The sequence below is a fragment of the uncultured Mailhella sp. genome (assembly GCF_944324995.1).
Lineage (GTDB): Bacteria > Desulfobacterota > Desulfovibrionia > Desulfovibrionales > Desulfovibrionaceae > Mailhella.
Window position 1 is genome coordinate 70,676 of the sequence record NZ_CALUYL010000004.1, and the last position, 14,180, is coordinate 84,855.

Sequence of the window (14,180 nt, forward strand, 5' to 3'; positions counted from 1 at the left end):
GAGCATTCGCCTTTTCGTTTCCGGCGCGTCGCCAACGTGCGCCGGAGCAGGACATAAGCCCCTTCATGACATCTGATGGATTGCGCAGGCGTGATGCCTTTCCACCGGAATTCCAGCAGACTTTTATTGTTAAAGGTGGCATGACGGATAGTTAATTGTTGTAGCAACAGGATGATATGCCTTGTCCGTCTCGGCCTGGTTCCCGAAGGGATGACGACTTGACGGGGGGCGCTCTCAAACGCTTATGAAGCGATTTCGCGCCGCAGAGTTCTGCCGCATCACAGTTTCGGCAGGACTTTGCGGCGCGGGCTTTTTGTACTACACTGAAACAGTTTTTCTTGCGGGTGAAACGTCTCCGGCCTGCGCGCGAGGCGCGATGAAGGGGCAGGAGGAAAACTGTGAAGGAGCGAGGTATGAAAAGAGCGTCGATGCTGGGCGTGGGAGCGCTGCTCGTGTGTCTGGGAACCGTTCAGCCGTGTCTGGCGGAAGAGGAACTGGCTCCGGGCTTTGACGCCTGCATGGAAAAGTCGGGGGGCGTGACGATGGAAATGCGCATGTGCCTTGACCAGGCCTACAAGTACTGGGATGCCGAGCTGAACAGCAATTACAAGGCGGCCATGAAGCGGTGCGGCGATACGGGTGATCCGAAGGCGTGCAAGAATCGTCTTCGCAATGCGGAACGCCTGTGGGTGCAGTACAAGGAGGCCATGTCGGACGCGATCATGGGCTATGAGGAAGGCACCATGGGACCGGTTCTCGGTGCGGATTTTCTGGCGAGGGAGACGAAAAAGCAGGCGCAGGAACTGGGAAGCATGGCCGGGCAGGGCGAGTAGGGCCCTGTGCCGTGTATCCTTGAATCGGACGGCGTCTGAGACGTTGGCGCATCGTTGCGTGAAGGAAAACGCATCGAAGACCTGAGGCCGAAGATGCCTCGTCACGGAGCGCGTGGCTCGCCGTGACGCTACAGAAAAGCTGTCTGCGGCATGTCTTTCGCCGGTGCATAACAAAGGCGCGTTTTGACAACGCGCCTTTGTTATGCGGAAAGGTTGTTCGTGAACCGCCGCTCCAGAAAGGGGCGATCACGCGGCATCAGTCTTACACGTTGAACAGGAAGTTCATCATGTCGCCGTCCTGAACTACGTAGTCCTTGCCTTCCACGCGGAGCACGCCCGCAGCGCGGCAGGCCGCTTCGGACTTGTACTTCATGTAGTCTTCGTAGCTGATGACTTCGGCGCGGATGAAGCCCTTTTCAAAGTCGGTGTGGATGACGCCCGCGGCCTGCGGAGCCTTCCAGCCCTGACGGAACGTCCAGGCGCGCACTTCCTTGGGGCCGGCGGTCAGGAAGCTCGCCAGACCGAGCGTGTGATAGCCCATGCGGATGATGTTTTCGAGGCCGCTTTCCTCAATGCCGTAGGATTCCAGCATTTCCGCCTGTTCGGCGTCGGAGAGGCCCTGAAGTTCCTCTTCGAGGCGGGCGCAGATCTTCACGATGCCGCAGCCGCGGGATTCGGCCAGATTGCGCAGCGCCTTCACGTGTTCGTTGTCTTCCTCGATGCCGGCTTCGTCCACGTTGGCGCAGTAGATGAACTTCTTGGCCGTAAGCAGGGAGAGTTCGCGCCACACCTGCTTGAAGGGTTCGTTGAGTTCGGGCACTTCAAAGGTGGACCCGGGCTTGCCTTCGCCAAGATGGGCGACGAGCGCTTCGAGCACGGGCTGTGCCTTCTGCATTTCCTTGTCGAACTTGGATTTTTTCTTCAGCGTATCGAGGCGCTTTTCCGCGGTGTCGAGGTCGGCGAGCAGCAGTTCGGTTTCAATGGTGTCCACGTCGCGCAGCGGATCAATGCTGCCGTCCACATGGGCGATGTTTTCATCGTCGAAGCAGCGCACCACTTCCACGATGGCGGCGCATTCGCGGATGTTGGCCAGAAACTGGTTGCCGAGACCTTCGCCCTTGCTGGCCCCGCGCACGAGACCGGCGATGTCCACGAAGTCCACGGTGGCATAGATGGTTTTGGCGGGCTTCACAAGCTCGGTGAGCGCGTCGACGCGTTTGTCGGGCACGGCCACGGTGGCCTTGTTGGGCTCGATGGTGCAGAAGGGATAGTTGGCGGCTTCGGCGTTCTGCGCCTTGGTGAGCGCATTGAACAGGGTGGACTTGCCCACGTTGGGCAGACCGACGATACCTAGACTCAGTGACATGACAAAACTCCGGAATAAGGCGGGACGCGCATCAGCCGCGCACGGCTATGTGAAGATTGGCGACGCCCAGCGTGAAGGGAATGTGCTGAACAAAGGCAAAGCCCGCCTCGCGCAGTTCGTCGCTGAAGGCGGCGGGCTTCGGAAAGTTTTCGATGGTGTCGGCGAAGTAGTCGTAGGCCGACGTGGAATGGCTGACGAGTCCGGCGAGTTTGGGCATGATGTGGCGCAGATACCAGTGATAGCACGGGCCGAACACGGGCGTGGACACGGGAGCGAATTCCAGAATGCAGGCTCTGCCGCCGGGTACGAGCAGTCGATGCATTTCGCGCAGGGCCTCCATGCGGGGGCGCACGTTGCGGATGCCGAAGGCGATGGTCACGGCGTCGGCGCAGCCGTCGGGAAGCGGCATGTGCCGGGCGTCGGCCACCATGGTGGTCACGCGGGAGCGTTCGCCGGCGCGCATTTTGTGCTCTTCGCCGTAGCGGAGCATGGGCTCGCAGATGTCCGTGGCGTACACGCGCAGCTCAGGATAGCGGCGTATCAGCGCAAGGGTGACGTCGAGCGTGCCCGCGGCCATGTCGATGACCGTGTTCGTGGGGCCGGGAACCACGGAACGCACGAGATTGCGCCGCCACCAGCAGTCCAGAAAAAGGCTGAACACGCGGTTCTGCAGGTCGTACCACGGCGTCATGCGGCCGAACATTTCCGACACGTTGCGGGTGTGCTCGTCGCCGGGCTCCTGGGAGGACGCGCGTTCGGAAGACGCGGCGTCTGCGGACGTTCCGGCGTTGTCTGCGGCCGCGTCCGCTGCGGGACGGCTGTTTTCGGCAGAAGATGCGGACGCCTGCTTCTGGGAAAGGGATTCGTCGCCGGACATGTTCTGACTCACTGCTCGTCTCCTTCCTCTTCTTCGAGGCGTTCTCTGCCCTTCAGGGCGGTGTCCATGACCACGCGGTAGATGGAGGGGAAGATTTCCTCGAAATTGCTGGGAGAAAGGCGCTGCGATTCGATGAACTTCACCGCGATTTCCTTGCTCACCTGCATGATTTCACGTTCCAGTTTTTCCATTATGAACTCCTGCGGCACGGCCGCAAGCTGAAGGCAAAAAAACCCGCCTGTGGGGAATGGCCCCGGCCACCGCGGCTGGGAACCGGGCGGGTCAAAAAGACGGGAAGGAATGCCCCCCAGCCTTTTTATGTTGACGTGTCTCGGACGGCGCTTTTCGGATCTTTGTTCCGGTTTGCGTTCCGACGCTCCGCCGGAGCGGACGCTGACGCCGGGAGTGAGCCGCGCGGCCCGCTCCCGGCGAGCGATTAGAACATGTCCTTGAGCAGATCTTCGCCCTGCTGAGCCTGTTCCTCCACCTGCTGGACGAGCGCGGGATCGACGTCGCCGTCGAGGGCGTCGAGGCCGTAGCCCGTGCCGGGTTCGGTGCCTTCAATGAAAGGCATGCTCATGCCGTCGGCGTCGGCGAACACGATGCCGTCGGGCTTGGGGAAGTCGTCGGGCGGATAGGCCTTGAGCGCCTCCCTGGCATAGTAGATGTAGGCGGGCAGGGCGGCACCGGAGCCGGTTTCGCCGCGGCCCATGGGCTGGAGCTGATCGTAGCCTATGTAGGTGGCGGTGACGAGGTAGGGCGTCATGCCGATGAACCAGGCGTCGTTTTCGTCGTTGGTGGTGCCGGTTTTGCCGCCGAGGGGGCGACCCAGCACGCGGGCCTTGCCGCCGGTGCCGAAGTTCACCACGCCTTCGAGCAGCTTGGCCATGACGTAGGCGTTCTGCGGCGTGATGGCCTGCACGGATTCGGGCTGGCTTTCATAGATGGTGTTGCCCCAGGGGCCCTGAATGCTGGTGATGAAGCGCGGCGAGCTGACCTTGCCGCCGTTGGCGAAGGCGGTGTAGGCCTGCGCCAGATTGAGCGGAGACACGGCCACGGCGCCCAGACTGATGGACAGGGTGGCCGGGAACTCGGGCGTGAGGCGCAGGGCCTTGGCGCGGGCAATGATGTGCTCCACGCCCATCTGCTGCGCCACGCGCACGGTGCAGAGGTTGCGGGAGCGGGCGAGGGCGCGGTAAAGCGGCATGGGGCCGTTGAACTTGCCGTCGTCGTTGCCGGGACGCCAGGCTTTTTTCGTCCACTTGTCGATGAGGATGATGGGGGCGTCGAGCAGCATGGAGGCGGGAGTGAAGCCGTTGTCGAGCGCCGCGGAATAGACGATGGGCTTGAACGAGGAGCCGGGCTGGCGCTGCGCCTGCGTGACGCGGTTGAACTGGGAGCCGGAGCTGCCGAAGGAGTAGCCGCCCACCATGGCCACCACGTCGCCGCTCTGCGGTTCGATGGACACCATGGCACCCTGCACGTCGGGATACTGCTGGAGTCGCAGGGCAATGACGGCTTCATGGGGACGCAGCACGGCGTTCTGTGCGTTTTTGGGCGCTTCCGTCACGTTTTTGCCCGTTTTCTTCTGGGATTTGGCGGGCGCGGCGGGAGTCTTGTCGCGGGAAACCCAGATGACGTCGCCGGGCTTGACCACTTTTGTGGCGTCGCGCATCACCACGGCGGTGACGGAACCGGCCACGCGCTTGTTCGGCTTGCGCGCCCAGTTCATGGTGCGCACGCTCACGTAGCCGCGCTGCGTTTCGGAGAGCAGCACGTCCGCGCCGGACTTGTTCACGCTCGTCACGAGCGCGAGCGCCCAGCCGTCGTCGTCGAGATCGGAGAGCTGGAAGTCCTTTTTCTTGAGAAAGTCCGCGTATTCGGAAGGTTCGAGATGCTTGACCGGTCCGAGCCAGCCGTGACGCTTGGTGGCGTCTTCCAGACCGTGGCGCAGACCTTCGTTGGCGGCCTTCTGCTGCACGGGATCCATGGCGGTGTGCACGGTGAGGCCGAGCTCATACACGGCGTCTTCGCCGTAGATGCCGAAGTCGTAGCCGTTTTTCTTGCAGTTCTCTTCCGAGAACATTTCCACGAGCAGGCGGCGCACTTCTTCCATGTACCAGGCTCCGTCGGGATTGGACGAGGGCATGGCCTTGTATTCGAGCTTCTGGTTGATGGCTTCGTCGTACTGGGCGTCGCTGATCCAGCCGAGGTCGCGCAGGCGGCGCAGCACGTGACGCTGACGGTTCTGGGCGGCTTCGGGATTGCGGTAGGGATTGTAGGCGGAAGGCGACTGGCCGAGACCGGCGATGAGCGCGGCTTCGGCAATGGTGAGATCCCTGGCGTTCTTGGCGAAGTACACGCGCGCGGCGGCTTCCACGCCGTAGGCGTTGTTGCCGAGGAATATCTGATTGATGTAGAGGGTGAGAATTTCGTCCTTGCTGAGCTGCTTTTCCAGACGGTAGGCGAGAATGGCTTCCTTGAGCTTGCGTTCGTAGCTCTTTTCCGGGGTGAGCATGAGGCGCTTGACCACCTGCTGCGTGATGGTGCTGCCGCCCTGCCTTGTGGAGCCGTGCTGGAAGTTGGCTATGGCCGCGCGCACGATGGCTTTGATGTCCACGCCGGGGTGATTGTAGAACTGATCGTCTTCCACGGCGAGGAAGGACATGGGCACGAACTTGGGAAGCTGGTCGAGCGTGACGAGAAAACGCCGTTCGTGGTAGAGCTGACCGATGAGACTGCCGTCGCGGGCGAGCACGGTGGTCACCAGCGGCGGACGGTAGTCGGCGATTTTGCTGAAGCTCGGCAGATCGTCGGACACCCACTGATACAGCATGTAGCCGCCTGCGGCCGCGCCCAGCGCGCCGAGCACGACCAGCGTGCCGAAAAGATAGAGTATGGTGCCGAAGAATCCGCGGCCCTTGCGGCGTTTTCTGCGGGATTTTCCGGGAGCGTCCAGAGAAAGCAGTTCGCTGTCGGAGTCGTCCTCCGCCGCGGGCCTGGAATATTTCTTGTTCCTGCCGGGGGCGGGCGTTCCGAAATCGAGCCTGTCGAGTCCGTTGTCGTTGTTCCAGTCTTTGTCGCTCATGGCAATAGGGAAAGTGAAGTGTCCGGGGAAAGCGTTCCGCCCGGGGGGCGGAACGCCGTGACTGCGCGCTAGTTCTGGCCGAGCAGACGGGCCAGAGCTTCGTTGACCATGGCGGGATTCGCCTTGCCGCGCATTTCGCGCATGACCTGGCCGACGAAGAAGCTGACGAGCTTGGTTTTGCCGCCCTTGTAGGCTTCCACTTCGGCGGGATGGGCGTCGATCACCTTCTGCACGGCGGCGTCGATGGCGCCGGTGTCCGAAACCTGAACGAGGCCGCGTTCCTTGACGAGCGCCGTGGGCATGACGTCGCCCTTCATGAGCTCGGGGAAGATGTCGGCGGCAATCTTGGCGGAAATGGTGCCGTTGCCGATGATGGTGACAAGCTCGGCGATGGCTTCGGGCGTGATCTTGAGGTCGGCGCTGCTGACGCCGGTCTGATTGATTTCGCGCAACAGCATGCCGAGCATGATGTTGGCCGCCTTCTTGGGCTGAGCGCCGAGCGCGCAGGTCTTTTCAAAGAGCTCGGCGAGATGCGGATCGGAGCAGAGCTGTTCGGCGTCCTGTTCAGGCAGCTGGAGTTCGCCCATGTAGCGGGCCATGCGGGCTTCGGGCAGTTCGGGCTGCGTGGCGGCCCATTCGGCGAGTTCCTCGTCGGTGATGACCACGGGCAGAAGGTCGGGGTCGGGGAAGTAGCGGTAGTCCTGCGCGTCTTCCTTGCTGCGCATGGGGGCGGTGAGGTTGCGGTTCGCGTCGTAGAGGCGGGTTTCCTGAATCACCTTTTCGCCGTCGTCGAGCAGATCGGACTGCCTTGCGATTTCAAATTCGATGGCGCGCTGCACGTTGCGGAAGGAGTTGAGGTTCTTCAGTTCGGTGCGGGTGCCGAGCTTCGTTTCGCCGCGCGGACGGATGGACACGTTGGCGTCGCAGCGGAAGCAGCCTTCCTCCATGTTGCCGTTGCTGATGCCGAGGCTCACCACCATGGCGTGCAGCTTCTTGAGGTAGGCCACGGCCTCTTCGGCGCTGCGAAGATCAGGTTCGCTCACGATTTCGATGAGCGGGGTGCCGGCGCGGTTGAGATCCACGTAGCTGAAGTTTTCGCCCTGCGGATGGATGTTCTTGCCCGCGTCGTCTTCCATGTGGATGCGGGTGATGCCGATGCGGCGCTTCTGCCCGTTGACCGTGATGTCGAGCCAGCCGTGTTCGCACAGCGGAAGCTCGAACTGCGATATCTGATAGTCCTTGGGCATGTCGGGGTAGAAGTAGTTCTTGCGGGCGAACTGCGAGCGCTGATTGATCTGCGCGTGGATGGCGAGGGCCATGCGCGTGGCGTATTCCACGGCCTTGCGGTTGAGCACGGGCAGCACGCCGGGCATGCCGGAGCACACTTCGCAGACGTTGGTGTTCGGCTCGTCGCCGAAGGAGTTGGGGCAGGAACAGAAAAGTTTGCTGGCCGTGGCCAGGTGTACATGTACTTCCAGGCCGATGACAGCCTCGTATGCAGACATGGGGTACTCCCTGAAAATAGCTGGTAAACAAAGCTCCGAATGGAGGAATCTGTATTGCTATCATTAAAAGGCGCGGGGCTCAAGCGAAACCCGGGTGCGCGTTCAGGGCGTCGCGGGAGGGAGAGGCGGCCGGGTAGAGGCGACCGCGGACGGGCCAAAGCGGCGGAACACGCGACGGGCGCTTTTTGCCGCAGGGCGGGCGGCGGCCCGGATGGCGCCGACGAGGCGCGGGAGCAAACTGAGAACGCGGAGCGGAGGAAGTTTCGCTGTCGGACGGAAGGTTCGCGGGAGTCGCCGAACGCAGGGAAGGCAAGCTGCCGCGTCTTCGGGAAACGATGCGGCGCAAGATCTTCGGGGATTTTTGCGGCCTGCGCCCTGCCTCGGCGAGGGGCAAGGGCGAGAGGGCGCGCGTTTTCGCCGGGCGAGGCGGAGCGCGGAAGGCTTTTTCAGCCGTTTTCCCGTCTGCCCGGCCCGGAGGTGACGATGCCGCGATCGATGAGGCGGCGCAGATACCAGTTCTTGTCGCTCACGAGCATGTGGAGCTGATCGGGCGTGCCCTGGATTTCCAGCACGTCGCCGAAGTCCAGCGGCAGATTTTCCTGCCCGTCCACGGAAAGCAGTACCTGATCGCCCTGACGGCAGGCTTCCAGCCGGATGCAGGAAGAGGCGGGCAGCGCGATGGGAGGAAAGCCCCCGGCAAAGGGGCAGATGGGCGTGACGAGCTGGGCGTTCATGGAAGGAATGGTGAGCGGGCCGCCTGCGGAGGCCGTGTAGGCGGTGGAGCCGAGCGGCGTGGACACGATGACGCCGTCGCAGCGCAGCGTGCTGAAGTGGACGCCGTCGATGTTCAGGCTCAGAGAAACCGCGCGGGCGACCACGCCGTGCGCGGTGACCACGTCGTTGATGGCCACGCCTTCGCTGAGGGGCTCCAGCATGTCTCCCTTCCGCCGCAGGATGCGCCAGTGCAGGGTGAGGTGTCGTTCCAGCTCCCATCGGCCCTGCAGCATGTCGGCCAGAGGTTCTTCCCAGCCCTCGGCGGGAAGAGAGGCCAGAAAGCCCACCCTGCCGAAGTTCATGCCGGCAAGGGGCGTGCGTATGCCGGCCAGACGGCGGGCCACGCCTATCATGGTGCCGTCGCCGCCGAGCACGAGAACGGCGTCACTGGCGGCTGCCTCGGCCCGCATGGTCATGGCGTCGGCGCCGGCGGAAAGCAGCACGCCTTCCACCTGACGGGAGCGCAGCCAGGGAATCAGGGCCCGCCCGGCGTTTTCCGGCTGAGGGTTGTCCTTATGAAGAATGAGAAGACGGGAGATGGGCTGCATGAAACATCCTTGAAATCGCCTGCAACGGCGGGGAATGGCCGCCCGGACGGCGCGGCGAAGGAGCGCTCGCCGGAAGGCGGACCGGACAAAGGCTCTTGTACTCTAAAGAACAAACCCGCGCAATGGAAAATTGAAACAACGGCCGGATGTCGGCGGCGGACCCGCCGGGAGCCGGAAGGCTGCGGCTTTTGGCAAAAGCTCGGAGAAATTTGCGGAAAAAGGCGGTCTTGCCCCTTGCCGAAGCGCATGGGAACGTTATTTCTCTTCTGCGGGGAAGGGACGCGTGCCCGCCGTGGGCGGGCCCCGGCCATTGTCAGTGTCGGCGCTTTGGAGTATGGTTCCTTCTCTGAAAGTCGCGGCGAGAGCCGCTCACGTCAAGCGCTTATGGAGCATCATGAAAACAGCTCTTGAAATCATCCACGAACATGCGGAAGAGGGCGCGAAGCTGCGTCGCCGCTTCCTTGCCGACGCCGCTCCCGTGCTCGACGCCGCTTCCCGCCGCATGGCGCGCAGTCTTGCCGACGGCGGCAAGATTCTTGTCTGCGGCAACGGAGGCAGCGCGGCCGACGCCCAGCACATGACCGGAGAACTTCTGGGTCGTTTTCTCATGGAACGCCCCTCGCTTCCCGCCGTGGCGCTCACGGTGGACACGTCCACGCTGACCGCCGTGGGCAACGACTACGGATATGAAGAAGTCTTTTCCCGTCAGGTGTCCGGCCTCGGCCGTCCCGGCGACGTGCTGGTGGCCTTTTCCACGTCGGGCGGGAGCGCCAACGTCGTCAAGGCCATCGAAGCCGCCCGCGCCGCGGGCATGACGGTGGTGGGACTCACCGGCAAGGGCGGGGGCAGAATGGCCGCCATGTGCGACTATCTGCTCGACGTACCCCATTCGCATACTCCGCTGATCCAGGAAATGCACGAAGCGTGCATGCACCTTCTGTGTCAGCTTATCGATCATTATCTCTTCGAGAATGTTCAGGCCCTCAGCGAGGGCCCGAAAGGAGCCTGATTCCATGCCTATTTACGAATATCGCTGCAAAGCCTGCAATCATACCTTTGAGGATCTCGTCTTCGGCGACGAAAAGCCTTCCTGCCCCAAGTGCCATTCCACGGACACGGAAAAGATGATTTCCCGCTGCTCCTGCCGTCTGGCCGACGGAACGCCCGATTCCTTCGATCTTCCTTCGGCTCCGGCGTCCGGCGGCGGGTGCGCCGGATGCTCCGGCGGCAACTGCGCAAGCTGCGGTCACTAGTCTGCGGGAACATAGCCTGTTTTTCTGCGGCGACGCAGCGTTTTTTCTGAATGCCTCATGGACGCGACGCGGGTGCATCGCGTCCATGATTTTGTCTTTGTTCGGAGCGGGTCCGCAGCCGTAAGGCAGTGCGCCGGACGCGTCGGAAACGTCTGCGTCGGCGTGCGGAGGGAAAGCCGTTTTTTCGCGGAGTATTTTCGCGGCGGCGTGGCGCATCCAGGAAGCGCGGAGCGTTTTTCCGGAAAGCAGGCAAAATTCGAGCTGCCGGGCAAGCCGGCGTCATTCATTCTGCCGTTTCCCCGCGGGGGGCCGCGCCCCCGGCGCGACGGAAGACCCGACGGCGTCCTGATAAAAACTGAGGCGCGTCGGTTCCGGCAACTCTGGAGTTTTTATGAAAAAAATCATCATTGCCACGCGCGGCAGCAAGCTGGCGCTCTGGCAGGCGGAACACGTCAAGGGACGCCTCACGGCGCAGTATCCCGATCTGGAAGTCGAACTGCTCGTGCTCAAGACCAAGGGCGACGTCATTCTCGACGTGCCCCTCGCCAAGGTGGGCGGCAAGGGCCTGTTCGTGAAGGAAATAGAGGAGGCGCTGCTTTCCGGCGCGGCGGACATCGCCGTACACAGCATGAAGGACGTGCCCATGGTGCTGCCCGAGGGGCTGATTCTGGGCGCGGTTCCGGAACGGGAAGTGTGCAACGATCTCTTCCTTTCCGAGCGCTATGCGGAACTCTCCGCTCTTCCTGCTGGGGCCGTGCTCGGTACAAGTTCCCTGCGCAGACAGGCGCAGGTTCTGGCGCTGCGGCCCGACATCCGCGTGGCCATGCTTCGCGGCAACGTGGAAACGCGTCTGCGCAAGATGAAGGAAGGGCAGTACGACGCCATCATTCTCGCCCGCGCGGGCGTCAAGCGTCTGGGACTTTCCGCCACCTTCCAGCAGGATCTCACGCCGCCGGACATGCTGCCTGCCGTGGGACAGGGCGCGCTCGGTGTGGAAATGCGTGAAGACAGGGCCGATCTGCGCGAGCTTCTTTCCTTCCTTGAGCATGAGCCCACGCGCCTGTGCGTTTCTGCGGAGCGCGCGTTCCTGCGTCGTCTGGACGGCGGCTGTCAGGTGCCCATTGCGGCCCATGCCGTGCTGAACGGCAACGAGCTGGAACTTTCCGCGCTGGTGGCCGGCGTGGACGGCAAAACGGTGATACGCGGATTCAGACGCGCCGAGGCCTCGCCGGAACAGGCGGAGCTCATGGGCTGCGCGCTGGCGGAGGAACTGCTTTCCAAAGGCGCAGATCGCATTCTGGCTGAACTTTACAACGGAGAAGACGGGGAAAAGGCATGAGTCCTGCGCTTCGCACCATAGCGCCGCTGTCTGCGGACAAGCTGCGCCCCAGCTGGCCCGCGGAACGCGTTCCGTGGGAGGACAGCCGCGCCATTCCCCGGGGCGGACGCCGTCGCCCGGCGCAGCCCAGGGCGCTGGCCGCGCTGGAGCTTGCGGTGCATATCCGCAATTCCGGGTACAACGTGTACCTTTCCGGCTCGCCCGATCTGGGGCGCACCTACATGCTGTGCGATTTTCTCGAACCGCTCGCCCGTCGGGAAGCCACGCCGCCGGATGTCATTTACGTCAACAATTTCAAGGACGAAGATCGGCCCGTTCTCATTCAGCTCCCTGCCGGACAGGGCAGCCAGATGCGCGATGCGCTGGCCGACGCGCTCCGTCAGCTTCGCGATGAGCTGCCCGCGCGGCTTGATTCCGACGTGTTTCTGCGCAAGCGCCGCGCCGGACGCGAAGAGTTCCGCGAAGCGCGCTCGAACATGGTCAGGGAACTTGAGCGCATGGCCGAAGAAAAGGGCTTTGCGCTCGAAGCCGAAGAGCAGGGAGCGCTGTCGCTGTTTCCCATGAAGGAAGGCAAGCGCCTGAGCGACGAGGAAGTGTCGCTTCTGGACGCGCTGGAGCGCCGGGAGTTCAAGAAAAGAGCGGATCAGCTGCTGCAGAGCATGGCTCCCTTTGTCCGCAAGATGGGCGAGCTTGAAAAGGGCTTTCAGAAAAAGGAGCGTCAGCTTGAGCGCGAGGCGGCGGAATATCTCTTGAACCGTCTGGTCTCGCCGGTGGCGGACAAGGCCTGCCGCCTGTCCGGCTGCGAGGAGAAGACCGACGCGCTGCGCACGTTCTTTGACGATCTTCGGGCCGACGTGCTGGATCATCTGGAGCTTTTTCTGCCCAAGGACGGGCCGTCCCTGCCGGGGCACGGCGAAAGCCCCGCGCCGCAGGAGCCGGATCTGTACCGCTACAGCGTCAACGTGCTGGTGGACAACGGCGACATGCGCGGCGCGCCCGTGGTGGTGGAGGATCATCCCACCTACGGCAATCTGCTGGGCTGCGTGGAAAGGGAATCGGAAATGGGCGCGCTCGTCACGGACTTCACGCTCATCAAGGCCGGTTCGCTGCATCGCGCCAACGGCGGCTATCTGGTGCTGCACGCCAACGATCTTCTGGCCAACGGCCCCGCCTGGGAAGGACTCATGCGCGCGCTGCGCTCCGGCGTGGCCCGCATCGAAGACCCGGACTTCAACGACACCTCCCGCGTGAAGGGCATAGAGCCGGAACCCATGCCCCTGAATCTGAAAGTGGTGCTCGTGGGCGAGGAGGATCTGTACGAAATGCTGCTGGAGCGCGACGAGCGTTTTGCCAAGCAGTTCAAGATCAAGGCACAGATGGCTTCGGAAACCGAGCGCACGGCGCCGTCCGTGCGGTCGTGGCTCTGCCAGCTCGCCCGCATCATGGACGAGGCCGATCTCTTGCCGTTCGACCGCGAAGCGCTGGCCGGTCTGGTGGATCACGGCTCGGAGCTGTGCGAGGATCACCGGAAGCTGACGCTGCGTTTTCCGCTCATGCGCGAAACGCTCATCGAGGCGTCGGCCACGGCCGCCATGGCGGGCAAGTCCGTGGTGGACAAAGCCAGTCTGAACGCGGCGCTGAAAGCGCGTCGGCATCGCTCCGATCTTGTCGAGGAACTCTTCATGGAGGAATACGACCGCGACGTCATCAAGCTGCGCACGTCGGGTTCCGAGGTCGGCTGCGTCAACGGTCTGGCCGTGACCACGAGCGGCGACTACGAGTTCGGCCTGCCGCATCAGATTTCCTGCACCGTGGGCGTGGGACACGGCGGCATCATTGACCTTGAGCGCGAGGCGGAGCTCGGCGGCCCCATCCACACCAAGGCCATGATGATTCTGAAAAGCTATCTGGCCTCGCAGTTTGCGCACAACAAGCCGCTGGTGCTTTCCGGCAGCCTCTGCTTCGAGCAGAGCTACAGCGGCATTGAAGGCGATTCCGCGTCCGGCGCGGAGCTCGCGGCGCTGCTCTCCGCCCTGTCGGAAGTGCCCATCCGCCTGTCTCTGGCCTTTACCGGTGCGGTAAGTCAGTCCGGGCAGATCATGGCCGTGGGCGGCGTCACCCGCAAGATCGAGGGCTTCTTCGAGCTGTGTTCCCGCCGCGGACTCACGGGCGAGCAGGGCGTCATCATTCCGCGCGACAACGTGGAACATCTCATGCTGGACGACAAGGTCGTCGAAGCCGTGCGCGAGGGGCGTTTTGCCATCTATCCCGTGACGCACATCTCGGAAGCCATGGAACTGCTTACCGGCATGCCGGTGGGGCGTCGCCGCAAGGACGGCACCTTTGCCCGAGATACGCTGTTTTACAAGGTTGACGAAAGGCTGAGCGAATTCGGCTGGCTGGCCGAGCACAGCTTCAAGACTAGAAAGCGCAGAACGCGGGCCTGAGCGGCGCGCTTTTTGCGCAGCGCGGCGTTTCGGGGCGCTGGGCGCGCCGGGAACGAACGCATAGTTTGAAAAAGGCGTCCGCCTGTTTTTCCGAGGGGAGAAACGGACGGACGCCTTTTTTCGTGCGCGCGGCGAGGTGCCGCGGAAGAA

The 14,180-nt window shown here is 63.1% G+C and carries 11 protein-coding genes; 5 read left to right on the plus strand and 6 right to left on the minus strand.

Annotation, left to right across the window (positions count from 1 at the left end; all coding sequences use genetic code 11):
- Nucleotides 1-413: 413 nt before the first annotated feature.
- Complete coding sequence (locus Q0K02_RS03485) at nt 414-833, plus strand: lysozyme inhibitor LprI family protein (protein ID WP_294485104.1); 420 nt, start codon at nt 414-416, stop codon at nt 831-833.
- A gap of 262 nt (nt 834-1,095) precedes the next feature.
- On the opposite strand, the gene ychF is transcribed toward Q0K02_RS03485, so the two are convergent.
- The 6 genes from ychF to Q0K02_RS03515 all read right to left on the minus strand — a co-directional run bounded on the left by ychF (nt 1,096) and on the right by Q0K02_RS03515 (nt 8,991).
- Nucleotides 1,096-2,199, minus strand: a complete 1,104-nt coding sequence (gene ychF / locus Q0K02_RS03490) for a redox-regulated ATPase YchF (RefSeq protein ID WP_294485106.1) — start codon at nt 2,197-2,199, stop codon at nt 1,096-1,098.
- 31 nt (nt 2,200-2,230) lie between these two features.
- Complete coding sequence (locus tag Q0K02_RS03495) at nt 2,231-3,088, minus strand: ubiquinone/menaquinone biosynthesis methyltransferase (RefSeq protein WP_294485108.1); 858 nt, start codon at nt 3,086-3,088, stop codon at nt 2,231-2,233.
- Entirely contained in the window at nt 3,085-3,267 is a 183-nt protein-coding gene (locus Q0K02_RS03500) for a hypothetical protein (RefSeq protein ID WP_294485110.1), read from the minus strand. Before Q0K02_RS03500 ends, Q0K02_RS03495 begins: the two co-directional genes overlap by 4 nt.
- Nucleotides 3,268-3,512: 245 nt before the next feature.
- Nucleotides 3,513-6,164, minus strand: a complete 2,652-nt coding sequence (locus Q0K02_RS03505; RefSeq protein ID WP_294485112.1) for a PBP1A family penicillin-binding protein — start codon at nt 6,162-6,164, stop codon at nt 3,513-3,515.
- A gap of 68 nt (nt 6,165-6,232) precedes the next feature.
- Nucleotides 6,233-7,669: an Asp-tRNA(Asn)/Glu-tRNA(Gln) amidotransferase subunit GatB gene (gene gatB, locus Q0K02_RS03510; RefSeq protein WP_294485114.1), complete on the minus strand. Its 1,437-nt coding sequence runs from the start codon at nt 7,667-7,669 to the stop codon at nt 6,233-6,235.
- Nucleotides 7,670-8,115: 446 nt separating this feature from the next.
- Nucleotides 8,116-8,991, minus strand: a complete 876-nt coding sequence (locus Q0K02_RS03515; RefSeq protein ID WP_294485116.1) for an NAD(+)/NADH kinase — start codon at nt 8,989-8,991, stop codon at nt 8,116-8,118.
- Between the two features lie 394 nt (nt 8,992-9,385).
- Here Q0K02_RS03515 and Q0K02_RS03520 point away from each other — a divergent pair, with 394 nt between their 5' ends.
- The 4 genes from Q0K02_RS03520 to Q0K02_RS03535 all read left to right on the plus strand — a co-directional run bounded on the left by Q0K02_RS03520 (nt 9,386) and on the right by Q0K02_RS03535 (nt 14,030).
- Entirely contained in the window at nt 9,386-10,000 is a 615-nt protein-coding gene (locus Q0K02_RS03520; RefSeq protein ID WP_294485118.1) for a D-sedoheptulose 7-phosphate isomerase, read from the plus strand.
- Nucleotides 10,001-10,004: 4 nt separating this feature from the next.
- Complete coding sequence (locus Q0K02_RS03525; RefSeq protein WP_294485120.1) at nt 10,005-10,244, plus strand: zinc ribbon domain-containing protein; 240 nt, start codon at nt 10,005-10,007, stop codon at nt 10,242-10,244.
- A gap of 391 nt (nt 10,245-10,635) precedes the next feature.
- Nucleotides 10,636-11,583, plus strand: coding sequence for a hydroxymethylbilane synthase (hemC, locus tag Q0K02_RS03530; RefSeq protein WP_294485121.1), 948 nt, complete (start codon nt 10,636-10,638; stop codon nt 11,581-11,583).
- The gene (locus Q0K02_RS03535; RefSeq protein ID WP_294485124.1) at nt 11,580-14,030 is read left to right on the plus strand and encodes an ATP-binding protein; all 2,451 of its coding nucleotides are present in this window, start codon (nt 11,580-11,582) and stop codon (nt 14,028-14,030) included. Before hemC ends, Q0K02_RS03535 begins: the two co-directional genes overlap by 4 nt.
- The last annotated feature ends 150 nt before the right edge of the window (nt 14,031-14,180 follow it).